This is a genomic window from Mycobacteroides sp. H001 (assembly GCF_001440005.1).
GTDB lineage: Bacteria > Actinomycetota > Actinomycetes > Mycobacteriales > Mycobacteriaceae > Mycobacterium > Mycobacterium gwanakae.
Genome location: NZ_LJYH01000035.1, coordinates 72120 through 98093 on the forward strand (window position 1 = coordinate 72120; position 25974 = coordinate 98093).

Below are 25974 nucleotides of genomic sequence, written 5' to 3' on the forward strand. Positions count from 1 at the left end.
CTAGCGCGGGGGCCCGTTCTTGACGCGTGCACGCAGCGCGGCCAGTGGATCGTTGTGTTCGGTGTGCCAGTCCGAGTCCAGGTACCACGTGTAGCCGCCGTCGTGCAGGGTCTCGATCTTCTCTCGGGTGGCGTCGAGATCCTTCCAATCGGTGGTGGTCTCGTACACCACGTCATATGGGCCGGTGCGCCCCAATTCGACTCGTAGCGAGTGAATCTCGCGTGCCGAATCCAGCCAGCCGGCCAACGGCGGATTGAAGTCGAACTGTCCATCGGCGGTGGTGATGTTCGGCAACAGGCCATCACAGCGGGCAGCGCGGGACATGGATCTGAGTGCCCCGTTCACGCCCACGCACCAGGTCGTGATGCGGGGCACTTGTACCGGGGGATCGGGGACCATGTGCGTCGTCGGTGTCACCCGGTAGTGCCTGCCCTCGTAACCGAACGGTTGGCCCGCCCATAGACCGAATAGCACGTCGAGGCCCTCGTCCAGCAGTTCGGCGCGGGTCTTGCGGCCCTGATCGCGCTCGAAGGCCAGCCAATTGTCATGCAGCGCACCCATTCCCACCGAGAGGATGACGCGGCCTCCGGATAACCGGTCCAGCGTCGCTGTGGTGGACGCCAGATCCCACGGCTTGCGGCGTGGCAGCGGAGTGAGCATGGTGCCGAGCTTGATGCGGGTGGTGCGCATCGCCGCCGCGGTCAATGCCACCCACGCGTCGACACCCCACACCGGCTCCCAGCCGAAGATCGCGTCCCAGCCCGCTTCCTCGGCCAGCACGGCCAGCTCTGCGACATCGCCGGCGTCTCCCGTCGTCAGGACGATTCCATACTGCATAGCGGCAGGCATGCGCGTGAGTATGCCGAGGAGGTCAGACAAATCCGGATCGGGTAATACTGACCGGGTGACTCTTTCCGATGCCGCGCTTGCCGCAGAACTCGCCCACGAAGCCGGACAGCTGCTCTTGCAGGTGCGTGCCGAGCTTGGGTTCGACGACCCGAAGGGTCTCGGGGCGGCCGGCGACAAACGTGCTAACGCGCTGCTGCTGGAGCGGTTGGCGGCCGAAAGGCCCGCGGACTCGGTGCTCTCCGAGGAGGCTGTCGACGACAAGACCCGCCTCGGCGCACAGCGGGTCTGGATCATCGACCCGCTCGACGGGACCCGCGAGTTCGGGATCGAGGGCCGCGACGACTGGGCGGTGCATGTCGCGCTGTGGCAGGCCGACGATCACGGAGGGTCGATCACCGACGCCGCGGTGGCGCTGCCCGGACTGGATACCGTGTTCCGTACCGACGAGACCCGGGTGACCCTTTCAGCGCGCGCTGACTCGGATCCGATCCGGGTGGTCGTCAGTGCCAGCCGGGCGCCGAAGTTCCTCACCGATATGGCCGAGCGGCTCAACATGGAGCTCATTCCGATGGGGTCGGCCGGGGCCAAAGCCATGGCGGTGGTACGCGGCGAAGCCGATGCCTATCTGCACGGTGGCGGTCAATGGGAATGGGACTCCGCGGCCCCGGCCGGGGTGGTGCTGGCGGCCGGTCTGCACGCCTCCCGGCTCGACGGGTCCGCGCTGCGGTACAACGAGCCACATCCGTATCTGCCGGATCTCATCATGTGCAGGCCCGATTTGGCGCCGTTGCTACTGGACGCGGTCGCCGGGCGCGCCTAACCGCTGGGCGCCACGCCATCGTCGAGGCGGAGCTGGCGCTCGCGTAACCAAAGGTAGAGAGGTATCCCGCAGCCGATTCCTACGAGGATGGATACCGGGAACAACAGCCACCAGTAAGGGGTTCGGGTGCGCCGGTGGTCGGCGATCGCCCAGACCCAGAACGCCACCAGCACCACGCCGATATCGCCGAAAAGCTGTGAGGAAGGCCAGTTGGCAAACCAGGATGTGAAGAAGAGCTTCGCATCGGGGCCATGCTGGATGCAGAATCCGATGGCAGAGGCGTTGAGCCCGACGAAACTGATGATGGCCAGCGCGAGCATGACCCACTCAAGCGTGCGAGTGCGTTGGCGCTGAAGGGTTTTAGGCCCGCTGGTGCGGGCTGTCGAGTGGGTCATCGAATCACTCCACTACCGCGGCGCTCAGCGGGCGATTGTGCGTTGCGACTGCTTTACTGAATTCGAGTGCATCCCAACCAGTTTCGATTGGTGTGAGATCACTGGGATTCACAAATCGTGCTCCGCCGCGTACTTCGCGCTGTAGATCACGCCCCGTGATCGCGCTGGCCGCCCACCGCCCGCTGAGCAGTGCCGCCTCTGTGCCGGGGCCCCACGAGGTGCTTGAGCCCACGAGGAACAGTCCCTCGATCTCGGTGCGAACACCGGGCCGTAGCGGACCGAACTGCCGTGTGTTGAATTCGATTCCGTAGGCGGAGCCCTCCGAGGATCGGGTGTAGCGCTCCTGGGTCAGCGGTGTGCTGGCCTCGCGGTAGACGATCGAGTCTTCGAAACCGGGGAACACCGTGGCGGCGCGTTTGATGAGGATGTCGGTGAGGTCCTCCTTCATCTGCTGGTACTCGGGCACGCGGCGATATGAAGACTCCGATCCTGGTTCGATATGCCACAGCCGTGGGTTGTACGGCAAGGGCAGCATGATCTCGATCGAGGAGTGCCCGGGCGGCGCATAGCGGGTGCCGTGAGGATCTTTCAGGTTCGAGCAATGGATGTATGCCGGGGCAAGGTCGCCGATCAGGTCCAGCCATTCCTGTGGCGTCAGGCCCGGGGCACTGATGCGGCGCTCCAACTCGTCGAAGTCGACCAGTGTCGGGAAAACGAACGCGTCCCGGGGTGGCGTCGTCTCGGCGAGATTGAGGCTGGAACCGATGTACACGTTGAAGAACGGCAGGGCCATGCGGTATTTCTCGATGCGCCGCACCGTGCGACTTTTCACGTGCTCGTGCCCGACAAGATCACGGTACGTCTTCTTGATATCGGCATTGGAGACGACGACAGCCGCGGAGAATTGTTGACCGTCCTCAAGGCGTACGCCGGTGACGGCGCCCGACTCGATGATGATTCGGGAAACCGATGCGTTGGTGAGCACCTTGCCGCCCGCCGACCGCACGACATCGGCCAGATGTGCGGAGAGTACTTGGCCTCCGCCCTTCGGGTACCAGGTTCCGCCCTCGATGAACATGGTTTGGAATACCGCGTAAACGGCGAAGGGGAGTCTGCTGGGGGGTGCGTCGACGCTGCCGAACGGCGGCGACAGGACGATCCGCAGGGCCGGGGAGAATCCGAAGAGCCGGAAGACGCGCGACATAGGCAGGCCCAGCAGCGGGGCAGCGATACCCGAGCGCAGCACTCCCGCTGCGGTACGGCCCAGACTGGACAGGCCACGGTCCCGGTCTAGTCCACGGCCGGCGCGGCGAACGAACGTGACGAACCGCCGGATCTTCCGTTCCTCGTCGGGAAACGCATCGATCAGCCGGGCGAGGTAGTTGTCCCATCCTCGCGGCGTGGTGAATGTGTGCCCTGGCAGCGTGTACGTCTCGACGCCCTTGCGGTCGAGTTCGATAAATTCCACACGGCCTTCGCCGCCCAGACTCTTGAACAACGCAGGAAGTATGCCGTCCGGGCCGCAGTCGCCCATGTGGTGCACGCCCACGTCCCATTCCCACTCACGTTTACGCCGGAACACATGGGACGAGCCACCGATAACGTCGTACTGCTCGAGGACCAGCACCTTCTGGCCGATCGCGGCGAGATGCGCGGCCGCAGAGATGCCACCGAGACCAGACCCGATGACGATCGCGTCCCATTTTTCTGCTGCCTTCTGCATTGAGGCTCCTCGGGTGATGGCGTGGCGCTTCTGGTGATCCGCACGGGGAAAACCGATCGGTCTACCGGAAGTAGACCAGTCGATATACCTGGGGTCAAGTACCTCACGCACCGCGGCAACCTGGCGGCCCAATAAGCTGTGCGCATGCAGTCGTGGGCGTCGCCGCCAGTTCCTGAGCTCGACGGTCGTGGTCCGCAGCTGCGGCTGTACGACACCGCCGATCGTCAGGTGCGGCCGGTGACGCCATCGTCCGGTCCTGGTTCCAGCGCGACCATGTACGTGTGTGGCATCACGCCCTATGACGCCACCCATCTGGGCCACGCCGCAACGTATCTCACGTTCGACCTGATCTACCGGCAATGGCTCGACGCGGGCCTGGATGTGCATTACGTACAAAACGTCACCGATATCGACGACCCGCTCTTCGAACGTGCCGACCGGGATGGCATCGATTGGCGCGAGCTGGGGGACCGGGAAACCGATTTGTTCCGGGGCGACATGACCGCACTGCGGGTGCTGGCACCACGGGAGTATGTGCGCGCCACCGAGTCGATTGCCTGCATCATCGAACTGGTCGAGAAGATGCTGGCTTCGGGCGCCGCGTATGTCGTGGATGATCCCGAGTATCCGGACGTCTACTTCAGGGTTGATGCCACCGAGCAGTTCGGCTACGAGTCGGGGTACGACATCGAGACCATGTCGCGGCTGTTCGCCGAACGCGGCGGAGATCCGGACCGGCCCGGCAAGGCCAACGAACTCGATGCTCTGCTCTGGCGCGCGGCACGGCCGGGAGAGCCGAGCTGGGAGGCCTCGTTCGGATCGGGCCGACCGGGCTGGCATGTCGAGTGCTCGGCGATCGTGCTGCGTGAGCTCGGTGCCGGTATCGACATCCAGGGCGGCGGTAGCGATCTGATTTTCCCGCATCACGAATACAGTGCCGCGCACGCTGAAGCCGTTACGGCGCAACGCCGTTTCGCACGTCACTATGTGCACGCCGGGATGATCGGCTGGGACGGGCACAAGATGTCCAAGAGCCGGGGGAACCTGGTGAAGGTTTCGGTGTTGACGGCTGACGGCGTGGATCCGGCAGCGATCAGGCTCGGGCTGTTGGCCGGCCACTATCGCGCCGACCGGTCCTGGAGTGATGCCGTGCTCTCCGACGCGCAGGCCCGGTTGGCCCGCTGGCGCCATGCGGTGGCACTGCCCGCCGCGCCGAGCGCCCGCGATGTGGTGTCTCGGGTGCGGCGCTATCTCGCCGATGATCTCGATACGCCAAAAGCGCTTGCCGCACTGGATAACTGGGTGACCGATGCGCTGGCCTACGGCGGGCACGATGCCGCGGCGGGTGCGCACGTACGTCATGCGGTGGATGCCCTACTGGGAGTGCAGCTGTAGCGTCGGGCCATGGGTTCAATGCTGAACAACATTGCCGGCAAGACGGTCATGATCACCGGCGGCGCTGGCGGCATCGGTGTGGAAGTCGCACACAGATTGCACGCCAAGGGTGCCAACCTTGTGCTGACCGATCTGGACGAGACAAAGCTTGCGGCCGTTGCCGACGATCTGGGCTGGGATCGAGTACTGGTGGCGGTCGCCGACGTGTGCGATCTGGCAGCGCTGGAAGGGGCCGTCGCCCAGGCGGTCGGGCGATTCGGCGGCATCGATGTGGTGCTGGCGAACGCGGGCCTGCTGACGTTCGGCTCGGTGCTGCAGGTGGACCCGGCGGCCTTCAAGAAGCTGATCGATGTCAACGTCCTCGGGGTGTTTCACACGGTGCGCGCAGCATTGCCCTCGGTGATCGAGCGCAAGGGCTACGTGCTCATCGTGTCTTCCCTGGCCGCCTACGCGGCGGCACCGGGGGTCACGGCGTACAACGCCTCCAAGGCCGCCGTCGAACACTTCGCGAACGCGTTGCGTCTGGAGGTGGCGCATCGAGGCGTTGACGTGGGTTCGGCACACATGTCGTGGATTGACACCTCGATGGTGAACGACCAGAAGGCCAACCTGTCGGCGTTCTCGGAGATGCTGACTCGTCTGCCACCGCCATTGAGAACCGTGACGTCCGTCGAAGCGTGCGGTAAGGCCTTCGTCAAGGGCATCGAAAAGCGGCGCCGGCGCATCAACTGCCCCGGCTGGGTGGGGGTAACCCGTTGGATCAAACCGGTGTTGTCGACACCGCTCGGCGAACTGCCCATGCGGGGCATGATTCCCGAGATCCTGCCCCGCATGGACGCCGAGGTGGCCGCTCTGCAGCGCGCCGCCCGTGGTGACGTCGGAGAGGCCTGACACGTATCGATTCATACCCGCTACGGGTATGGGGTGTAGGTGTACCGTGAAGTGATGGCACCCGGCGGCGAACGCGCAGCGCTGCGCGCGCGCTTCGGCATGGTATCGGTGATGCTGCGGGCCCTGCTGATCATCGCGGTCGTGCTGGTGCCGGTGCTGAAGTGTCCCGCGGCGCGAGACACCGCCGCTGGAACCACGGGCACGCCGGCCGCATCTGTTCATCTCGCCGAGGTGCCGTACGTGCTCGCCTCTCTGCCCGGTGCCGAGGACCATCACGACTGTTACCCGCTGCCCGCGGTCACCGCGGCGGTGTCGGGCGTGTTCTCGGGGTGGGCCATCGCGCTCACGGTCGTGGCACTCGCGGTGTACGCGATGTGGCGCCCAACAGCGCACGGTCCGCCGCGGGGGCAGCCCCATTTGTTGTTGAGTGACGGCAGTGATCGTCTCTTGCATTTTTGCGTGATGCGGTGCTGAGCGCTTTCCGCATCCCCGCCGGCGGCCACCGCTAGCGCCCGAAAGCACGCCCATTGCCCCGCGGGCTGTGGCGCGCTGCATTTCGCCAATCATGCATGACTCCAACACTTTTCAGATAAGGACACGATTGTCGTGGCTACATCATCTTTGGCTGCGCCGCGCGCAGTCGCCGGTCGCCTCGGCGGATCGGCATTGGCGGCCGGATTCGCCGCCATCGCATTGGCAGTGCCTGCTTCCGCGGGCCCGACGCAACCGGGGCCGCAGGCGCCGGGTAACGCCCAGGCCCTCATTGCCGCATTGAAACTCCGTGGAGATCAGGTCATCATCAACCGCAGTGGGCCGCTCAAGCCGCTGTCGCAATGCACCGCAACCTCGATACGGGTCGGCCGGCACATTTACGACCAGGTGCCGCAGCGCAAGGGCCCGGCCAAGCGTCAGCTGGCCTCCCATGTCATGTACGTGACCGTGCAGTGCTAGGGAACATCATGTACCGCAACATTTTTCCTTGTCGGTCCATCCTGGCGGCAGCAATCCTCGTGGCGGGGCTGGCCGTCTCCACATCTGCAGCCGCCTCGGCCGGTCCGGCGTCACCCGATGCGCTGCAAGTCATCACGCAGTTGCAACGCCAAGGTGACAAGGTCGTCGTCCAGCGCACGGGCAACAAACCGCTGCAGATGTGCACCGTCACATCGGTGCGCGAAGGAGAGTCCCAGTACTGGTGGACTCAGCCTCGCATCGCCGACCCCAACCGCGCGAAACGTGCCAACGGGGTAGGAACACAGCTGATATACCGCACCGTGTACGTCGACGTCCAATGCTGATCGCGCGCCGGGCGGCCCGCATTCCCGCGCGTCTGCTGCCCAGATTGACACTGATCACGGCTGCCTTTGCGGCGGCGTTACTGGCGGCTCCGGCCGCCCAAGCCGGTCCGGGTGTGCTCGGCGACGCCCAACAAGTCATCGATGCTCTCAAGGCTCAGGGCAACAAGGTCATCGTCACCAGGGCGGGCAACAAGCCACTGTCGCAATGTGTGGCCACGCGGGTACGCAAAGATCTCGACGTCTTCGGCAACCCGCGTATCTACCCGAACATCTCGTCCGGGCCCACCAGGCAGGTATGGCTGTACAGCGTGTACCACGTCGATATCCAGTGCTAATCCCTTGACGCATACCCCTGGGGGGTATTTAATCGGGGGTATGAGTCCGCATATGGATCACCCTGACCATCCGTCGTCTCACGCGCCGGCCGCAACATGCGACTCGGATCACCATGGCGGGCATGGCGGCGCGGCCGGTTCGGATCACACCGGCCATCAGCATCATGACCATGGCGGCCATGGTGATCATGTTGGGCAGTTCCGCAGGTTGTTCTGGATCATGTTGGGGCTCTCGGTGCCGGTGGTCGCGTTCAACGACATGTTTGCGATGGTCATCGGCTACCGACTGCCCACCACCGGCTGGATCCCGTGGATATCGCCGATTCTCGGCACCGTTATTTACTTCTGGGGCGGCAAGCCCTTCCTGACCGGGGCGGTCGCCGAGGTGCGCGGACGCAGGCCGGGAATGATGCTGTTGATTGGCCTGGCGATCACGGTGGCCTTTGTCGCATCGTGGGGCGCCAGTCTCGGCCTGATCGATCACCAGCTCAATTTCTGGTGGGAGCTGGCGCTGCTGGTGGTGATCATGCTGCTGGGGCACTGGATCGAGATGCGGTCGCTGGCGCAGACTACGTCGGCGCTCGACTCGCTGGCAGCACTGCTGCCCGATAGTGCCGAACGCGTCGAGGGGGATGCGGTGGTGCCCGTCGCGCCGGCCGATCTTCGGGTCGGTGACATCGTTGTCGTGCGTCCGGGTGGCTCGGTGCCCGCCGACGGCCGAATCACCGAGGGCAGTGCCCATCTGGACGAATCGATGGTGACGGGGGAGTCGCATCCGGTGCGCCGTCAGATCGGCGATCAGGTGGTTGCCGGAACCGTGGCCACCGATTCGGGCCTGCGGGTGGAAGTCACCGCGGTCGGTGATGACACCACGCTGGCCGGGATCCAGCGGCTGGTCGCCGATGCGCAGGCCTCCAGCTCGCGCGCGCAACGGATCGCCGATACCGCTGCGGGATGGCTGTTCTGGTTCGCTCTGGGTGCTGCCGCGCTGACTGCCGTGGCCTGGACGATCCTGGGGGAGCCCGACACCGCAGTGGTCCGCGTCATCACGGTGCTGGTGATCGCCTGCCCGCATGCGTTGGGTCTGGCCATTCCTCTGGTCGTCTCCATCGCCACCGAGCGTGCGGCCCGGGGCGGGGTATTGGTGAAAGACCGCCTGGCCCTGGAGCAGATGCGCACCGTGGACGTCGTGCTGTTCGACAAGACCGGAACGCTGACCAAGGGTGCCCCCACCGTGACGGGTGTCGAACCTGCCGACGGACGCGATGCCGACACCGTGTTGGGGCTGGCGGCCGCGGCCGAGACCGACAGCGAGCATCCACTGGCTCGCGCCATCGTGGAGGCCGCTCGCAGACGGGGACTGCCGATCGTTGCCGCGAGCGGCTTTTCCTCCGAGCCTGCCCTGGGGGTCACCGCGGACGTCGCAGGCGTGCAGGTCGCCGTGGGTGGCCCTGCTTTACTGAAAAGGCATGGTGCGCAAGAGCTACCGATCGCCGACAGATGGCGTACCGAAGGTGCGATCATTCTGCATGTGCTGACCGACGGGCAGGTTGCCGGCGCGCTGCGCTTGGCCGATGACATCCGGCCGGAGTCCCGTGACACCGTCGAGGCGCTACACAGGCTGGGTGTATCGGTGGTCATGATCACCGGTGACGCACATGCCGTGGCCAACACGGTGGCGGCCGAACTCGGTGTGGACCGGGTCTTCGCCGAGGTGCGGCCGGAGGACAAGGCGTCGGCGGTGGCTCAGCTGCAGTCCGAAGGGCATACCGTCGCGATGGTCGGTGACGGCGTCAACGACGCTCCCGCGTTGGCGCAAGCCGATGTGGGTATCGCGATCGGAGCTGGAACCGATGTCGCGATCGCATCGGCCGGCGTCATCCTGGGCAGCTCCGATCCGCGATCGGTGCTCTCGGTTATCGAGTTGTCGCGTGCCAGCTACCGCAAGATGAAGCAAAACCTTTGGTGGGCAGCCGGATACAACCTGATCTCGGTTCCGTTGGCGGCGGGTGTGCTCGCGCCGATCGGATTCGTGCTGCCGATGAGTGTGGGGGCCATCCTGATGTCGGCATCCACCGTGGTGGTCGCGCTCAACGCACAGCTACTGCGCCGCTTGGATCTTCGTCCGGAACAATCCGTGCGAAGAATCCTGGGGCTCTAGACGTCAGCGGGCGATCGGACGGGTCAGCGCCGCCGCCGCGTCGATGATGGCCGGGTGGTCGAGGTCCAGGAGTTCTACCTGCTCCAGTTTCGGACGGAGCCAGCTCGCCAGTACCGGCCACGACGGGCGATGGTATGACCACCATCGGACGGCCTGCCATCGCTGATCCGCACCGTCGGCCATGGTCTCCGACCAGATCTGATGTCCCCATGCCTGGGTGATGGCGAGATTACGCGCGACTACTTGAGTGGGGCGAAGTCCAAGCCTGACAAGTTGTTTCGCATCATCGAGATCGCACACCCGGAGGTCATCGGGCAGACTGAACACCCCGAGGGCCCTGCGCGCACCCAGTAGGGGGAACTCCAGTATCGAGTCGTCCCAGACCTGTAGATCGCCGAACACCTCCCCGCAAGCCACCTCGGGTCGTGTTCCCAGATACCAGACGTAGTAGTCGGGATGATCGATTCGACCACCGCGTTGCGGCCGGTGCTGATACAGCGGATGCCCAGGTTGTCCCGTCTTCGCGTTGGCGAGATACGGGAAGATCCGGTATGCCAGCATCTATGAAAAGGACCCTGCGGTAACCGCATCCAGCGCATCCAGGACCCGACCAGGCCCCTCGCTCAACAATACGTCCAGGGGGCGTGCGCCCCCGAGATAGCTGTTCGCACTCTCCAGCCACGTTGTCGATGCCGGGTCGCCCCACACCAGACGGGCCCGGGACACCACATGCTCGAGGTCGATGATGAGTGGGGCGGTGCGGCCGCCAGGTCGTTCCTCACCGGAGATCCATCGTGATGGCTGCGATCGGTTTACTCCGATGATCCGGGCCAACTGGGCGGCTCCCCCCACGGCATCCACCAGGTATGACACCCGAAGCGGGGCGAGCGGATCGTCCGCGGGCTGTGTGGCGATCGCCAGATTGCCGACGACCACACGTTGGGGGGTGCTCACCGATCGGCTTGTCGTTGACGCACGCTTCTTCGCGGGCCCGGACGCCACAACGGCCTTGCCGGTGGTGCCACGTCGTGTCGCTGCCATGCCACCAGTGTACCCAACAAGTTTGTTGGGTAAAGGTCAGCGTGTCTGGGTGGCGAGAGTCTCGATCACGTGGTCAACGGAGGCGCCCCCGAGAAGATCCTGTACGGGCAGCTCGAAGTTGAGTTCAGCCTGCACGCGCCGGCGAAACTCCACCGCCTGCAATGAATCCAGGCCCATCGCGACCATGGGCATCGCGGTGTCGATGGAGTCGGCGTGGTCGGCGCCGATCACCTCGGCGAGCAGCTGCACCAGGTGTCTGGACCGATTCGCGGGCACCACCGTGGGACGTCGAATGGCCTCGTCGGGTGCGGTGGGCTCGCTGTTGTCCTCAAGTTCGGAGAGCAATGGGCCGTACCCGAACATGTCGAGCATCGCGCGGGCTTGAGTGAGGTCGAATGCAGCGACGAGGGTGTTACCGATGTGCCCTCCCATGCCGACCGCAAGGGCGTCGGCAGGACGCATCGGATGGACACCAGTGGCAGCCAACTTGGCGATACCCGTGTCATCGAGATCGAGGTGCACCGTCCATTGGCCCCACTGCACCGAGACGCAATCAAGGCCGGCGTCACGCTGGTGGTCTGCGAGCACGTCCAGCATCCGGTTACCCGCCGCATACATCAGTTGGCCCTTACCGCCGATGGTGGCCGCCAGTGACGAGCACAACATGACGCGACAGGAATCGGCGCGGGGCAGGGCGTCGAGAACATTTGTGATGCCACCGACCTTGGCGCGCAACGCCTGTTGGAATTTCTCTGTGGTCACTTCGGCGAGTGCGAGATCCGAATAGTCCACGGCAGCATGGATGATCAGGTTCGCCGGTGCGTCGCGTAGCTGATCTGCGAGCCCGGCGACGGAAGACGCATCGGTCACATCGCAGGACAGCGCACGGACCGCGGCACCGGTGCCGCGCCGGATGGCCTCAAGGCGTCCGGTCACTGTGTCGGTCTCGCCCGAACGGCTGATCAGGGTGATCTGCCGGGTGCCCAGCCGGGCATAGTGCTCGCAGAACTCCTGACCGAGTTTTCCAGTGCCGCCGGTGATCACGACATGCTCCGGTACCGCGGTGACTGCTTCCTCGGTGCGCTCTTGATCGATATCGAGGATCCGCTTGGCGTACATGCCGTCTGTGCGCAGCGCCAACTCCGATTCACCCGCCGATTGCAGTGCGGCCAGGATGATTCCGGCACTGTCCGGGTGCGCGAGGTCGGCCCCGAGATCGAGGTGTCGAAACGCGATGCCCGGATGTTCTGTTCCCATGCAGCGGAAACCGGCGGCGATCGCGGCGGGTACGGGATGCGATGGAGAGTCTTCTGCGGTGGCCTGCTCACCTCCCACGGTGACAAGCCAGCATCCAGTGACTGAACCGGACAGTTCTGGCCACCAGGTGCGGTTGCCGAAGAATTGTGCCACCGTATCGGCGGTCTCGTGGTTGTCCAGCTGCGCCACAGGGGAGAGCACAATCACGACGGTATCCGCATCGCCGCTTCCGGATTCGTCGGCATTGTCGAGAATTCGGGCCGACGATCCAAAGTCCGGCGCGCCCTCGCAGAGGGCCTCGATCAGGGGTCCGGTGTCGCCGGTGGCATCGATGAATCCGTAGGACCGCGGCGGCATCATCGAGCGCCGGGCCACCTTGGTCCACGTCTCGCGCAGCAGCCGCGGGCGGGCCGAGATATCCGCGGTCGGGTGAACGCGCTCTTTTCCTACGGGGAGTTGCGCAGGAGCAGGAGCTGAAACCCCGCTCTCGGGGCCGCGGTACGACAGCCACAAGACAATGTTGTCGTTCTGAGCATTCGGAAAATCCCGCAGCGGCAGCGATATCGGCTCGGATGCGTCGGTCCGCAACGCGTCCCAGTCATAGTCGAGGTCGTGGACGGCCAGATTCGCAAGATTTTCGGTGAATTCGGTCAGATCCGTCGCGGTCCGAGTTGACGTGCCCACCACGCAGGCGGTGCACTCGGCGTCCAGGGCAGCAAGGTTCTCCCGGATAGCGAGCTGCAGTGTGGGGTGCTCTGCCAATTCGATGTAGGTATCGACCTGGGCCCCCGTCGCGGCGGCGATGGCACGATCGAAACGGACTGTGTTGCGCAGATTCCAGAACCAGTACTGATGGACTGGTAGCTCTGCGGTAATCGATGCACCGAGGGTGGCTCCGATGCAATCGATTTCGGAGGCCGCGAACTCGACATTCGCGAGCCGCTCAGCCAGCGCCTCGCGAATCTCGGTACCGATCGAGGCGATCATGCTGGTATGGGCTGGATAGCGCACCGGGATAACCCGTGCGAAGACGCCGTCCTCGGTGAGACGCTCGACGATATGGTGCACGGTCTCACGCTGGCCGGAAATCCCCACCATCGATGGGGAGTTGATCACCGAGAGCTCGGCCCAACTCGATTGCCGCGCAAGGATATTCTCACAAGTATCACGATCGGCCGCGATTACCGCCATCGCGTAATCATCGGCCGGGAACTCGTCGGCGATCCGGGATCGGGTGCCCACCACGGTTACCGCGTCGGTAGGAGATATGAGGCCGGAAACGCACGCCGCGGCGATCTCGCCCTGACTGTGGCCGATGGTGACATTCGGGGCTACACCCACCGAACGCCACAGCGTTGCCAGGCCCACCATCTGGGTGAACAGGGCGGGCTGGACGACACTTGCGCAGTCATCGGTGGGGAAGTTCTCGTCGAGAAGATAGTTCAGTGGCGAACGGCCGAATTGAGTATCGAACAGTTCCGAGTAGTGGTCGACCACGGTGCGGAACTGCGGGAACGTGTCGTAGAAGAGTCGGCCCATGCCCGGCCGTTGTCCGCCCTGTCCGGGGAACACGAATCCCCGCCGACGTGAGGTCGCGGGCTCGGTGTTGCGGACAACCCGGGCATGGTCCGTGCCGGCGATGACCGCCCGCAGGGCCGACACCAGTTCGTCGTGGTCTCGGACGGTGATCAGTGCGCGGTACCTTCGCGCGGTACGGGTCCGAAAGAGCATGCCCGCAATGCGATTCGGGGCGACTTTCGGATGGTCAAGGACATAGGCAAGAAGGGCCGATGCCTCCCGGCGCAGTACATCGGGGGAGTCCGCGGAGAGCAGCACGGGAACAGTCCCGTTGGGCAAACGGTGGCTAGACATCGTCGGCGTCGTCTCCCTCTGCGTCGCTGGCGGGCATCGCGATGATGGCGTGTGCATTGGCGCCGCCGGCGCCGAACGACGAGACCGCGCCGTAACGGATGCCGTTCTTCGGCTCCCACGGGTGCAACTTGGTGGCCAGGCGGATCCCGGTCATCGACCAGTCGACCTTGGTGGTGGGGTTGTCAGCGAACAATGTCGGCGGGATGTGGCCGTGCTGTCCGGCCAACAGCAGCTTGATCAGGCCCACCATTCCGGCGGCCGATTGTGCGTGTCCGGCATTGGATTTCGCCGATCCGAGAAGCGCATTGGACCCACCGGCGCCGTAGGTGCTCTGCAGCGCAAAAATCTCAAGCGGGTCCCCGGCGCGCGTTCCGGTGCCATGTCCTTCGAGCATTCCGATATCCGCCGGGTCGACACCGGATGCGGCGATGGTCGCGGCGACCAGCTTTGCTTGCGCGCGTCCACGCGGCACCAGAATGGGCTTACCCCGGCCGTTGTGGTTGGTGCGGATGGCCATGATGCGTCCGTACACCCGATGTCCCATGGCTCGTGCGCGCGATTCACGCTCCAGCACAACCATTCCCACGGCTTCACCCCAGAGGGTGCCATTGGCCTCATCGGAGTATGCCCGGCAGTGTCCGTCGGGATCGAGTGCGTGGAGTCTGGAGAACTCATAGAACGCACCCGGGGAACCCATGACGCAGACCCCGCCCGCCAGAGCCCATTCGCATTCGTCTGCACGCACTGAAGAGGCTGCGAGATGTAGTGCAGCCAAAGACGATGCGCACGCGGAGTCAATACACATGGACGGCCCGACCAGTCCCAGACCATGCGAGATTCTGCCCGCGACGCCCAGCTGTCCTGCGCCGACTGCGCGGTGACCCGTGTAGACGTTCATTTCACCCACACGCGGGCCGTATTCGTTGGGTGAGGCGCCGATGAAACACGCGGCTTCGGCGCCGTCTAAATCGCTTGGATTGAGGCCAGCGTTTTCCAGAGCCCGCCAAGCGACCCGCATTCCAACGCGCTGTTGTGGATCTACTGCAACGGCCTCGCGCTGCGTAAAGCCATAGAAGGCCGGATCGAAAGTCTTTGCTTCGGTGAGGAATCCGCCGGCGTCGGAGACCCGGCCCCAACCTTCGAGGGTGGACAGCGACAGCAGTTCATCGATGGGCCACTCGCGATCGCGAGGGAAGGGGCCGATGAGCTCACGACCGTCTGCGAGGGCATTCCAAAATGCCCCGGGAGTGTTGACTCCGCCGGGGGCTTCAATCGCCATCCCAGAGATGACGACGGGATCGGACTCGGCGCTAGAAGTTACTGGAGGAGTTGATGTCACAGTGTCCCTATCCCTGCGGAGAAGTCGCGCGGGTGGTGTTAGCGTTCAGCAGCTCAGCCAGGGCCTCGGTCTGCGAATTCAGGAAGAAGTGTCCGCCGTCGAACAGCGTCACATCTAGTTCGTCGCTGTGTTTGCCCCAGCCATACAGGTCGCGCATGGTGATCATGGGATCCTGGTCGCCACCGATCGAATGAATAGGCGCGGCCACCTTGACGTCTTCTGTACAGCTGTATCCATTGAAAGCCTGGTAGTCGCCCTTTATGACCGGCAGCGCCATCCGCATGACGTCGAGATTGCCCATGATCGCGGAATTCGTACCGTCGAGGGCTCCCATGTGTGCCAGTACCGAATCGTCGTCGGTCGGTAGGGCGGGCTTGTCGGCGATATTGCACGGCGCCACCGCCGAGGAGACGGTCATGTGGTGCACGTCCAGCCCTGCGGACTCGGCCAGCCTCACGAACTCGAACGAGATCACCGCGCCCATGCTGTGGCCGAACGTATGGATCGGAAGGCCGCGATTGTGCTCCGACGACTGGAACTCGGCGAAGGCTCCCGCCGCTATATCGGGAAGCGTCGGCAAGGCCGGCTCACCCGCGCGATCTTGGCGCCCGGGGTATTGGAAGATAAGGACATTGAAATTTGCTGTTGAGGCTTTCGAAAGTGCGCGATATGCCGAAGCTCCAGCGCCTGCGTGCGGAAAGAGCAGGAGCAATGGTGCATCGGGTGACTCTGGCTTGTGGAACTGCCTGATCCATCCGAGTTTGCGATCCACGTCGAGCTTCCTTCCAGCTTGCAGATAGTTAGATTAGCCTAACGTAACCCGCCGTTGGGTATGCAGCTCGCATTCCGAGCGTGGTGATTGACAGCACCCATGGGCCGTCACTCGCTGCTGCGGACAGACATTAAGGTAAGGCTAGGCATAGTTCCTAGATTGAGGTGGTTCGTTTCATGCGCGCGGAGTCGTTCGGATTCCAGGCTTTCGTCCTTGGCGGTGACGCCCGATGAGCGGCGAACAGTTGTCCGCACTGGACCGCCGACGGGAGCTGCTGCGCAAACGGCTCGCCGAAAGTGGCGTTGCGGCGCAAGCCGCCACCAATGTGGCACCGCGAGTACAAGCGGGCGAGCGGCGCGAACTCGCGCCAGGACAGCGACGCATGTGGTTCCTGCAGGTCAAGGATGAGGCTGACACGTCGCTGAATGTCGGTGTTGCGCATCGGATGCGCGGTTCTCTCGATGAGACTCGGTTGCGCGGCGCCTTCGCGGCGATCATCCGGCGCCACGACATTTTGCGCACTACGTATGGTGTTGACGCCGCCGGAGAGCCGTATCAGGTCTTCACCGAAGATGTCGAACTTCCCTGGACCACTATAGATTTAGGGAATCTTGAGGACAGTGCTCGGGAGCGGGAATTTCGGGCGCTGGCCGAGCGTGAGCTTGGCCGCCCGTTCGACCTGACCGTCGAACCGCCGCTACGGATCACGCTACTCCGCATGGATGCACAGGAGTTCGTGCTGCTGTTGGTGGTGCACCACATCGGCTTCGACGACAATTCCTGGGAGGTGTTCTTCACCGAGCTGAGCGACTACTACAACTCCCGCCCAGTTGAGGGCGATGCCCCTCAATTCATGGTGGTGGGTGCGGTCGAGTCCCAGACGTCGGATGTCGGCATCGACTACTGGCGTCAGTCGCTGACGCCCCTTCCGGATTCCCTGGACCTTCCGGGCTCCTCGCCGTCAAACCCGGCCTCCCGAAGGGCGCGGCGGCGAGCAATCCCGTTGTCTTCCGACACCGCCGGGCGGATGGAGGAGTTCGCCCGCGCCCACTCGGCGACACCGTTCATGGTCCTGTTGGCGGCCTTCGGAACGCTTGTTCATCGGTACACCGGGGCAACTGACTTCTTGGTCGCCATTCCCGTAGTGGAGCGCAAGGCCAACGCGGAAAAGGCAATTGGCTATTTTGGCAACACTGTGCTGCTGCGGGCTGCCGTGGATCCGAGTATGGGTTTCGCCGCGTACGTAGCCGCAGTGCGTGAGGCGTGCCTGGGAGCGTTTGGCCACCAGAGCATTGGGATCGACGAGGTGGTGCGCGAGGTCAATCCGAGTCGCTCGACCGGCCGTGACGGGCTGGATGATCTGGTGCGGCTCGGTTTCAGTATGCGTAAGGATCCCAACGGATACCGATTGGCCGGCGTGGAGACCAGCAGAATTGATCTCGACGGAGGTGCCGCGCAAGTGCCGCTCGCGCTGGCGATCGCGACGGATTCGTCGGGCACCATGGTGGAGATCGAGTATCAGACTGATGCGCTGCCGCAGTGGCTTGTGGATCAGCTCCTCGCACATTATCGGCGGCTGCTTGAGGATGGTCTAGCCCGCCCCGGGGAGCCAGTCGCACGGCTGGATCCCTTTAGCGACGAAGAGCGTTCGGTGGTGCTGGCGCAGTCACGCGGAGCGCTGTCCGATGTCCCGCGCACGACGCTCGTGAACGTTCTTCAAGAAGCGGCTCGGACAACACCGGATGCCCTAGCTGTGGTGTCTGATGAGTTGGAACTCACCTATGAGGCACTGCATCGTCGCGCGAATCGTGTCGCGCGATGGCTTATCGGCCAAGGGGTTGGTACGGAGGATGTGATTGCCCTCCAGATGTCGACGTCGGTCGAGTTCATCGTCGCGATGTTCGCGGTCCTCAAGTCGGGCGCGGCGTACATGCCCATCGATCCCGCGCTTCCCGAGGATCGAATCGAGTACCTGACCGCCGATGCGAATCCCCGGATTGTGTGGGGTACAAGCGAGTTTCAGGTCGCAGAGGAAAGGGCCGCCAATCTCTCCGACACCGAAGTCGCCGACACGGACCGGCTGCGCCCGTTGCTGCCCGAGAGCCTGGCCTATGTGATCTACACGTCCGGGTCCACCGGACGGCCCAAGGGGGTTGCCGTCGCGCATGAGGCGATTGCCGAGCATGTGGTGTCCTTCATGGTCGACTGGAGTATGACTGCTGAGGATCGGATGCTGCAGTCGACCTCGGTCAGTTTCGATGCCTCGTTGGCCGACATCCTGTGCCCCTTGTCCTTGGGAGCGCAGCTTGTCCTTCCCAAACCGAATCCATTCTCCGACATCGGGTATGTGATCGACCTGGTCCGTCGTCGAGGCGTGACGGTGCTACACATGGTGCCGTCCCTGCTCAATTCGGTGATGTTGTTGCCGGAGGCTCGTGAGCTGCGCGGGCTGAGGCACATTCCGGTTGGTGGTGAAGCGCTTCCGGGTGAGGTGGCGGACAAGTTCGCCGTCATGTTCGACGCTGAGCTGAGGAATCATTACGGGCCTACCGAGGCAGTGGTGTGTTCGACATACATGCCTGTTGATGGTCCCCAAGGCAATTCGATCGTGCCGATAGGCCATCCCAATCGCAATGTGTACGCCTACGTTTTGGATGAGGCGCTCCAGCTGGTGCCCGCAGGCGTTGTCGGTGAGTTGTATCTCGGAGGTGTGCAGCTGGCACGGGGTTATCGTGGCAGGCCCGTGCTCACTGCGGAAAGGTTCGTGGCCGACCCGTTCAGTTCCGGGGGTCGGCTGTACCGCACCGGTGACCTGGTGCGGCGCAACGTATCTGGTGAGCTTGAGTTCGTGGGCCGCGCTGACGAGCAAGTCAAGGTGCGGGGATTCCGCATTGAGCTCGGCGAGGTGGAGGGTGTCATCGGCGCTGATCCGCGGGTCGGTCGCTGTGTGGTGACGGTGGTGGAGGATGCGCAGGTGGGGCCGATGCTGGCCGCCTATGTCGTGCCCGCGTCCGATGGTCCCGCCGGGGAAATTGACCTGGAGGAATTGCGCGCCCGGGCTCAGGAAACGTTGCCGGCTTACATGGTGCCGAGCGCATTCGCGGTCATTCCCGAGATTCCCCTGACCACCAGCGGCAAGCTTGATAAGCGGGCGCTACCCGCCCCAGAAACGATGGCGGAGAGGGTGTTTCTGGCTCCTGCCACGCCTACTGAACGCCGGATGTGTGCGATCTTCTCGCATCTGTTCGGGCGGGAGCAGATCAGCGCCGATGACTCGTTCTTCGAGCTGGGCGGTCACTCGCTGTTGGCTGCGCGCCTCGTCGCGCAGATCCGTGCTCAGTTCGGCATCGACCTGACCGTGCGCACGGTCTTCGACAGCCCTACTCCGGCGGGGCTCGCTGCCGAGCTCGTTACGTACTTCCGCGAGGAGTTCGAGATCGAGCTCGACGAGCTGGATCTCGATGACTCCGAAGAGATGGAGGTCGCTCCCCAGGACGGTCGTCCGGATCTCGTCCAAGCTGTCCGCCCGGAACGTCTCCCGCTGTCCTCGTCCCAGCTGTCGATGTGGTTCGAGTGTCAGATGGAGGGTGTTACCGATATCGGCAACATGTGGCTGGCATTGCGCTTCGACGGTCCCTTGCAGACACCGGCCCTGATCGCCGCCCTCAACGACGTGGTTGCCCGGCACGAGATGCTACGCACCAATTTTGCGATTCATGAGGGTGGGCCGTATCAGATCGTGCATCCGTCGCGAGAGCTGTCGGTTCCGATCCTCCGGACGGATCCGGACAACCTTACGGACACCCTGGACGAGCTGCGACACCATATTTTCGGGCTGGAATCCGAGCCGCTGTTTCGTCCTTCGATTGTGGAGCTGAGTGCCGAGCAGCACGTGCTTGCCCTGGCTGTGCATCACCTGGTGGTGGACCATGTCTCATTCACCGTGATCGTCGATGATCTTGTGGCCGCGTACCGTGCCCGAGCGACGGGCCAGGCACCACAGTGGGATCCGCAACCGGTGCAGTACGCGGACTATGTCCTGTGGCAGCGCGATGCGTTCGGTGCCGAGAGCGAGTTCGGTCAGGCCGAGGTCACTTACTGGCGCGAGCTGCTGGCTGGGATACCCGTCGAGATCGCGGTGGCACATGATCGTGCGCGGCCGCAGATTCTCGGAAAACGTGGTGAGGTTGAAAAGTTCACCGTCGCGCCCGAGCGTAGGCAGGCACTGACTCGGATGGCCGAGCTGCATGGTGTCACCGAGTTCATGGTCTACCAGGCGGCATTGGCCGCCACCCTGCATCGCCTCGGTGGTGGTACGGACATCGTGATCGGTAGCCCGGTTGCGGCCCGGGTGCACCCCGATGTCGCGAATCTTGTGGGCTTGTTCGCCAATATGGTGGCGCTGCGAAACGATTTGTCCGAGGACCCGACACTGGGCGAGGTATTGCAGCGAAGCCGTGATGCCACCCTCAACGCGCATGCACACCAGGAACTGCCCATCGAGAAACTCGTAGAGGCCATCAATCCACCGCGTTCCCTGTCTTGGAATCCGTTGTTCCAGACCATGGTGAATTTCCGTGGTGCGGATTGGGGTACGGAGGCGCGAGATCTGACAGGTTCTGGCGAGACCTCATTGGTACCACTGCCCATGGAGGTGGACGTCTCCTATCTGGATCTGAACTTCGCGCTGAACGTCACCCCGTCGGGCGGCCTCGACGTTTCGGTGGTGGCCAACGCAGATCTATACGACCCCGAGACGACGGGACTGATCGCGCGGGCGCTGGACGCGGCGTTCGATGCGTTCGCCACGGATCAGGACGTACGTCTTTCTGAGGTTGTGCTGCTGCCCGCCGATGTGCTGGAACGACTGCTGGCGGCGCCTGCCGCCGCGCACGAACGTGCCGCGGCACCGGTGAGTGAGGGGTCCGAGGAGACCAAACTCGCGCTTATCGGCATCCTGGAAGAGCTGCTGGAGATTAGTGATATCGACCCGGAGGACAACTTCTTCGCCCTTGGTGGAGACAGTGTCATCTCCATCCAATGGTCGACGCGTGCCGCTGAACGTGGGTTGGCGATGACTCCGCAAATGGTGTTCGAATGTGCGACCATCTCTCAACTCGCGGGTGCCGTCGACGCTGCTGACAATGTTGCGGCAGAAACGAATTCGAATTCCGAAGCCGAAATGGAGCACAGTGCTCCGATGAGTGCTTCCGGTCTGAGCGCCGAAGCGCTCGCTGAGCTCACCGCATCCTGGCAGGCGCAGTCGTGACCGGTACCGACCAGCAAGCGCAGATCGAGGACGTGCTGGCGCTAAGTCCCTTGCAGGAGGGCTTTTTTGCGCTTTCCCAGCTGGCCGATGAGAGCGTCGACCTGTACAGCATGCAGTTCGTTGCAGATATCGAGGGAGAGCTCGACGTCGATCTGCTGCACCGCAGCGCGCAGGCGCTCCTGACACGGCATCCCAATCTGCGCGCCGCATTCTGGGATCGCGGGTTGCCCAAGCCTGTGCAGATCGTGCCTTCCCACGCGGACATCCCGTGGGAGGAGCGTGAGGCACGGACGACGGATTTCGACGACATCGCGTTGGCGGAACGCCGCCGCCCGTTTGATCTGGGCAAGGGTCCGGCGATACGCATCCTGCTTCTCACGGTGCCCGGTGGCGTACATCGCCGGATGATCGTCACCACCCATCACATACTCATGGATGGTTGGGCGATCGCCATCTTCTTCTCCGAGCTGCTCGCTGCGTATCAGGCGGCCGGATCTGTCGACGGATTGCCGAAGGTTCGCCCGTACCGTGATTACATCGCGTGGCTCAACGCGCAGGACACCACCGCTGCGACCGAGCGGTGGACGCGCTATCTCGGAACCGTGTCCGGACCACTCATGCTGGCCGATGGTGTTGTCGCCGCACATGAGAGTGTGCCTGAGAAATCGCAATTCCTTTTGACCCCAGCGGAAACCGCGCGTCTTCGTCAGTGGTCGGCCGCTAACGGGCTCACCCTGAACACCGTGACGGCCTTCGCCTGGGCCCTGGTGCTCGGCAGGCTGACGGATCGCACCGATGTGGTGTTCGGCACCATCGTGTCTGGGCGGCCCAAGGAACTTCCCGATGTCGAACGGATGGTCGGGCTTTTCATCAACTCGGTGCCGATGGTGCACCACATCGACTACTCGATGTCGGTCATCGAACAGTGTGCGCAGTTGCAGCGCGAAGCGGCGGCGATGCGTGATATCGGATATCTGAGCCTTTCTGCGCTGCAACGGGCCGAGGGTAGTGCAGCGTTGTTCGACACCCTGTTCGTCTTCGAGAACGCCCCGATCGGCGACGCGGTGCAAGAGGTCGAGATGGCCGACGGTGCCCGCTTCCGCCCGGTGGAGATGGAAAGTTTGGCGCACTATCCGCTAACGGTGGTTTCGCATATGCTTGGCGAATCGCTGTTGGTGATGATCGAGGCGATTCCCGAAGCGCTGCAGTACTTTTCGGGAGCGAGTGTCGGCGAGCGGCTGGTTTCTGTGTTACGTCAATTGCCGGATATCGGCGATGCGACCCCAGGAGCCATTGATGTCCTGACCTCGGGCGAGCGGGTGGAGATTGCCGTCACGGCATCCGCGGCAGATGCGTCAGTGGATTCGGTGTGGAAGCTCTTCGAGCGGCAAGTGATGAGTCAGCCCGATGCCGTCGCCCTGACGACGGGGGCCAAAGAAAGCTACACCTACGCACAGTTGCATGCCGCCGCGTGCAGGTTGGCGAATGAACTCGTCGAACATGGCGTGGGGTCTGAAATGACGGTGGCGCTGGCACTTCCGCGCTCCGTCGAGTCGATTATTGCCATCCTTGGGGTACTGGCCGCCGGTGCGGCATACGTTCCCATCGACATGGGGCTACCTGCGGCACGTATCGAATCGATTCTGCGCCAATCTGATCCGAAACTTGTCATCACCATTACCGAGCATGGCGACCTCGCGGGGGCGCAGCACCCGGCGGTAGTGCTTGGCGATCCTGTGACCGCGGAGCGGATCTCACATCAGCCTGCGGAGGCTCCTGCGATCTCCAGGCACCCTGACCAGAGCGCCTATCTCATCTTTACCTCCGGATCCACGGGTGAGCCCAAGGGCGTCATCGGCACACACGGTGCGCTGATGAATTACGCTGCCGACCATCGTGATCGAGTCTATCGTCCGGCCACCGCCCGATTGGGGCGCAAGCTTCGGATCGCCCACGCCTGGTCACTGAGCTTCGATGCCTCATGGCAGCCGTTGATCGGTCTATTGGATGGGCACTCCGTGCACCTGTTCGACGCCGAGGCCATGCGGGACGCGCACCGACTGGTGCAGGGCATGGTCGAGCACGGCATCGACATGATCGATACCACGCCGTCGATGCTGGCGCAGTTGTCCGCCGCCGGGCTGCTGGATCGGGAGCTTCCCGTGCTGGCGCTGGGTGGCGAGGCCATTGAGGCCGCCTTGTGGGACCGTCTGAGCGCGTTGACCGAGACCGCTGTCTACAACTGCTATGGCCCAACGGAAACCACAGTCGAAGCGGTTGTCGCAGGGGTGAAGGACTATCCGGCGCCCACCATCGGCACGCCGAATCAGGGGATGGCCGGCTATGTGCTGGATTCACGGCTGAGGCCGGTGCCGGATGGAGCCGTGGGCGAGCTGTACCTTGCCGGGGCCCAGCTGGCGCGCGGCTATGCGGGAAAACCGGCGGTGACGGCTAGTGCCTTTGTTGCCGACCCCCAGCGGCCTGGGCAACGCATGTACCGGACGGGTGATCTGGTGCGCCGCTTACCTCATGGCGGCTTCGCATATCTGGGCCGGGCCGATTCCCAGGTGAAGATCCGCGGTTACCGGGTCGAGGTCGGCGAGATTGAATCGGCGCTGCGTCTGCAGCCGGGTGTGCAGACCGCCGCAGTGGCCGTGGTGCGCCGCGCCGGCGGCGCGAGCCTTGTGGGTTTCATTGTGCCCCAACAGGAACTGGCCCAGTTCGATACCACTCGGACTGCGATGAGGCTCGCCGATCGACTGCCGTCGTACATGATGCCATCGCGTTTGGTCGTGCTTGAGCGGCTGCCCGTCACGGTGAATGGCAAGTTGGACGGTGACGTGCTTGAGCGGCTTGCGCTGGATGCACTGTCGGGAGGCGGCTCCGGGGGCGACGGGGCACAACCCGCTACCACCACCGAATGCGCGCTGTGTGACTGCTGTGCCGAACTGTTTGACGGAACGGCGCCGGGTATCGATGAAGACTTCTTCTCGCTCGGGGTTGACAGCATCGTCGCGATCTCGTTGGTCAACAAGGCGCGTAAGCGCGACCTGATGATTACCCCGCGGATGGTGTTGGCCGCGCCAACAATTCGACAGCTTGCGGCCCTCATCGACGAACGAGCCGATCGGTCCAACCGTTCTGAAGGCATTGATTCGCTTGCGGGAGAACCCGATTATGGCGAAGTTCCGCCGTTGCCGGTGGTGTCCTGGATGTACGAGAGTGAAACATACCGTCGGCTCTCGCTGTCGGTGCTTGTCCGGCTGCCCGAGGGCATCGACAGTCGGCGGATAGAGCAGATGCTCCAACTGCTTCTTGATGGATTTGCCATGTTGCGGTCGACCCTGGTGGACACCCCCGACGGCCCGCGCGTGGTCACCCGCGAAGCCGGGACGGTGCGTGCCGAGAGCGTGCTCAGCCGCGTGGAACTGCCTGTAGGCGAAGCTGCTCACGCCGCGATCACCGCGGCCGCGCGGGACGCTTTCGATGCCCTGGATCCGCGGTCGGGTGCCATGGTTCGGGCAACCTGGCTCGCGGATGCAGAATCGGGTGACGCCTTGCTGTTGACCGTCCATCATCTGGCGATGGACGTCGTGTCCTGGCACATTGTGTTGGGTTACCTCGCCGACGCGTGGCATGCGGTGGCATCCGGTGGTGTGCCCAAGGCTCCCATGGAATTCACCTCGTATCGCCGGTGGAGTCAGCTGATGCAGCAGCGGGCGTCCAGCGAGGACGTCTCACGTCAACGTGACTACTGGATCACACAAATATCCGGTCCGGATCCGGAACTCGGATCACGGCATGCAGATCCAGAGCGCGACACCTGGGGGACCCTGCAAACCACTTCAGTACCGACACCTGTGGATACCACCGCGCGCCTGTTAGCCTCGCTGAACAAGCCCGAAGGTGTTTATGGATTTCTCTTGGCGGCGCTGGCGGTCACGGTGGCAAGTTGGCGAGCACAGCGTGGACAAGACTCGGCCGCAGGCACTTTGGTCTCGTTGGAGGGACACGGCAGGGCCGACTCCGAGTTGGACACCGACACCAGCGGCACCGTGGGCTGGTTCACTACCATCTACCCGGTTCGTGTCGGCGCGGGCGAGTCGGCGATAGACATCGACCGGGCGGAGAACGACCGCGACGCGGCCGGGCGGCTCTTGGCGGCGGTCGCCGCGTGTCTCGGCGAGATCCCGAATCAGGGACTGGACTATGGCTTGCTCCGCTATGCGGAGCGCAATGCTGAGCTGGTCGCGGCACGGGATCCGCAGATCCAGTTCAATTACGTGGGCCGGATGGATATCAGCGGGATCGATGACCAGCCGTGGTCCCTCATCACGGATGTGCGAAGCCTCGCTGTGCCTCCGGACTCCGAACCGGATCTACCCCTGCGATTCGGCATCAACATCGGCGCTGCGGTGATGACGACCGCCGAGGGGCCTCAGTTGGTCACCAACTGGCAGTGGAGTTCAAACCTTTTCACCTCGGAAGATGCCGACCAGCTGGCGCGGCTGTGGCAACGAAGCGTTGCCGCGCTGGCTCAGGCACTCGACGGATAGCGAC

Annotated in this window: 18 protein-coding genes; 10 read left to right on the forward strand and 8 right to left on the reverse strand. The window is 63.8% G+C overall.

All coding sequences use genetic code 11. The annotated features are described in order from the left end of the window. On the reverse strand, positions 1–837 hold the full coding sequence (locus AOT83_RS17600; protein ID WP_057964693.1) for an LLM class flavin-dependent oxidoreductase: 837 nt from the start codon (positions 835–837) through the stop codon (positions 1–3). A 67-nt stretch (positions 838–904) separates the two neighbouring features. On the opposite strand from AOT83_RS17600, the gene AOT83_RS17605 reads away from it, so the two are divergent. Continuing rightward, positions 905–1669 carry a 3'(2'),5'-bisphosphate nucleotidase CysQ gene (locus AOT83_RS17605; RefSeq protein WP_030095546.1) on the forward strand — a complete coding sequence of 255 codons (765 nt, stop codon included), beginning with the start codon at positions 905–907 and terminating at the stop codon, positions 1667–1669. Here the strand turns inward: AOT83_RS17605 and AOT83_RS17610 are convergent. Both AOT83_RS17610 and AOT83_RS17615 read right to left on the reverse strand, forming a co-directional pair. Beyond that, a complete protein-coding gene (locus tag AOT83_RS17610) occupies positions 1666–2064 on the reverse strand; it encodes a DUF2834 domain-containing protein (RefSeq protein WP_057964694.1) in 399 nt (132 codons plus the stop codon). The genes AOT83_RS17605 and AOT83_RS17610 overlap by 4 nt on opposite strands. A 4-nt stretch (positions 2065–2068) precedes the next feature. Further along, positions 2069–3787 (reverse strand): NAD(P)/FAD-dependent oxidoreductase, encoded by a 1719-nt coding sequence (locus tag AOT83_RS17615; protein ID WP_030095548.1) that lies wholly within the window; start codon positions 3785–3787, stop codon positions 2069–2071. Positions 3788–3931: 144 nt separating this feature from the next. Here AOT83_RS17615 and mshC point away from each other — a divergent pair, with 144 nt between their 5' ends. The 7 genes from mshC to AOT83_RS17650 all read left to right on the forward strand — a co-directional run bounded on the left by mshC (position 3932) and on the right by AOT83_RS17650 (position 9864). Beyond that, on the forward strand, positions 3932–5182 hold the full coding sequence (gene mshC / locus AOT83_RS17620; RefSeq protein WP_030095549.1) for a cysteine--1-D-myo-inosityl 2-amino-2-deoxy-alpha-D-glucopyranoside ligase: 1251 nt from the start codon (positions 3932–3934) through the stop codon (positions 5180–5182). 9 nt (positions 5183–5191) lie between these two features. Beyond that, the gene (locus AOT83_RS17625; RefSeq protein ID WP_057964695.1) at positions 5192–6073 is read left to right on the forward strand and encodes an SDR family oxidoreductase; all 882 of its coding nucleotides are present in this window, start codon (positions 5192–5194) and stop codon (positions 6071–6073) included. A gap of 54 nt (positions 6074–6127) precedes the next feature. After that, positions 6128–6547, forward strand: coding sequence for a hypothetical protein (locus AOT83_RS17630; RefSeq protein ID WP_057964696.1), 420 nt, complete (start codon positions 6128–6130; stop codon positions 6545–6547). A 132-nt stretch (positions 6548–6679) separates the two neighbouring features. After that, positions 6680–7024, forward strand: coding sequence for a hypothetical protein (locus AOT83_RS17635; protein ID WP_232785264.1), 345 nt, complete (start codon positions 6680–6682; stop codon positions 7022–7024). An 8-nt stretch (positions 7025–7032) separates the two neighbouring features. Then, positions 7033–7368, forward strand: a complete 336-nt coding sequence (locus tag AOT83_RS27885; protein WP_057964698.1) for a hypothetical protein — start codon at positions 7033–7035, stop codon at positions 7366–7368. Continuing rightward, on the forward strand, positions 7362–7703 hold the full coding sequence (locus AOT83_RS17645) for a hypothetical protein (protein WP_057964699.1): 342 nt from the start codon (positions 7362–7364) through the stop codon (positions 7701–7703). Before AOT83_RS27885 ends, AOT83_RS17645 begins: the two co-directional genes overlap by 7 nt. A gap of 220 nt (positions 7704–7923) precedes the next feature. After that, positions 7924–9864: a heavy metal translocating P-type ATPase gene (locus AOT83_RS17650; RefSeq protein ID WP_057964755.1), complete on the forward strand. Its 1941-nt coding sequence runs from the start codon at positions 7924–7926 to the stop codon at positions 9862–9864. Between the two features lie 3 nt (positions 9865–9867). On the opposite strand, the gene AOT83_RS26945 is transcribed toward AOT83_RS17650, so the two are convergent. Genes AOT83_RS26945 through AOT83_RS17675 form a run of 5 tightly spaced genes read right to left on the reverse strand, consistent with a single transcriptional unit; the run spans position 9868 to position 16145 of the window. Continuing rightward, positions 9868–10425 (reverse strand): RES family NAD+ phosphorylase, encoded by a 558-nt coding sequence (locus AOT83_RS26945; protein WP_081343681.1) that lies wholly within the window; start codon positions 10423–10425, stop codon positions 9868–9870. Continuing rightward, positions 10426–10905, reverse strand: a complete 480-nt coding sequence (locus tag AOT83_RS17660; RefSeq protein ID WP_081343680.1) for an MbcA/ParS/Xre antitoxin family protein — start codon at positions 10903–10905, stop codon at positions 10426–10428. Positions 10906–10941: 36 nt separating this feature from the next. After that, positions 10942–14034 carry a nocobactin polyketide synthase NbtC gene (gene nbtC / locus AOT83_RS17665; protein WP_157858386.1) on the reverse strand — a complete coding sequence of 1031 codons (3093 nt, stop codon included), beginning with the start codon at positions 14032–14034 and terminating at the stop codon, positions 10942–10944. After that, complete coding sequence (locus AOT83_RS17670; protein ID WP_256364559.1) at positions 14027–15373, reverse strand: polyketide synthase; 1347 nt, start codon at positions 15371–15373, stop codon at positions 14027–14029. The genes nbtC and AOT83_RS17670 overlap by 8 nt, the downstream gene beginning before the upstream one ends. A 7-nt stretch (positions 15374–15380) precedes the next feature. Then, positions 15381–16145 carry an alpha/beta fold hydrolase gene (locus tag AOT83_RS17675; protein WP_057964701.1) on the reverse strand — a complete coding sequence of 255 codons (765 nt, stop codon included), beginning with the start codon at positions 16143–16145 and terminating at the stop codon, positions 15381–15383. 229 nt (positions 16146–16374) lie between these two features. On the opposite strand from AOT83_RS17675, the gene AOT83_RS17680 reads away from it, so the two are divergent. Together AOT83_RS17680 and AOT83_RS17685 are read left to right on the forward strand one after the other, a co-directional pair. Continuing rightward, positions 16375–21414, forward strand: coding sequence for a non-ribosomal peptide synthetase (locus AOT83_RS17680; RefSeq protein WP_057964702.1), 5040 nt, complete (start codon positions 16375–16377; stop codon positions 21412–21414). Beyond that, positions 21411–25970 carry a non-ribosomal peptide synthetase gene (locus AOT83_RS17685; RefSeq protein WP_057964703.1) on the forward strand — a complete coding sequence of 1520 codons (4560 nt, stop codon included), beginning with the start codon at positions 21411–21413 and terminating at the stop codon, positions 25968–25970. The genes AOT83_RS17680 and AOT83_RS17685 overlap by 4 nt, the downstream gene beginning before the upstream one ends. The last annotated feature ends 4 nt before the right edge of the window (positions 25971–25974 follow it).

Coding starts and splice junctions, on each gene's coding strand:
- AOT83_RS17600 (WP_057964693.1), bottom strand. CDS start 837: ATGCAGTATGGAATCGTCCTGACGACGGGAGACGCCGGCGATGTCGCA.
- AOT83_RS17650 (WP_057964755.1), top strand. CDS start 7,924: ATGTTGGGGCTCTCGGTGCCGGTGGTCGCGTTCAACGACATGTTTGCG.
- AOT83_RS17630 (WP_057964696.1), top strand. CDS start 6,128: ATGGCACCCGGCGGCGAACGCGCAGCGCTGCGCGCGCGCTTCGGCATG.
- AOT83_RS17680 (WP_057964702.1), top strand. CDS start 16,375: ATGAGCGGCGAACAGTTGTCCGCACTGGACCGCCGACGGGAGCTGCTG.
- AOT83_RS17615 (WP_030095548.1), bottom strand. CDS start 3,787: ATGCAGAAGGCAGCAGAAAAATGGGACGCGATCGTCATCGGGTCTGGT.
- AOT83_RS27885 (WP_057964698.1), top strand. CDS start 7,033: ATGTACCGCAACATTTTTCCTTGTCGGTCCATCCTGGCGGCAGCAATC.
- mshC (WP_030095549.1), top strand. CDS start 3,932: ATGCAGTCGTGGGCGTCGCCGCCAGTTCCTGAGCTCGACGGTCGTGGT.
- AOT83_RS17660 (WP_081343680.1), bottom strand. CDS start 10,905: ATGGCAGCGACACGACGTGGCACCACCGGCAAGGCCGTTGTGGCGTCC.
- AOT83_RS17645 (WP_057964699.1), top strand. CDS start 7,362: ATGCTGATCGCGCGCCGGGCGGCCCGCATTCCCGCGCGTCTGCTGCCC.
- AOT83_RS17610 (WP_057964694.1), bottom strand. CDS start 2,064: ATGACCCACTCGACAGCCCGCACCAGCGGGCCTAAAACCCTTCAGCGC.
- AOT83_RS26945 (WP_081343681.1), bottom strand. CDS start 10,425: ATGCTGGCATACCGGATCTTCCCGTATCTCGCCAACGCGAAGACGGGA.
- nbtC (WP_157858386.1), bottom strand. CDS start 14,034: ATGTCTAGCCACCGTTTGCCCAACGGGACTGTTCCCGTGCTGCTCTCC.
- AOT83_RS17625 (WP_057964695.1), top strand. CDS start 5,192: ATGGGTTCAATGCTGAACAACATTGCCGGCAAGACGGTCATGATCACC.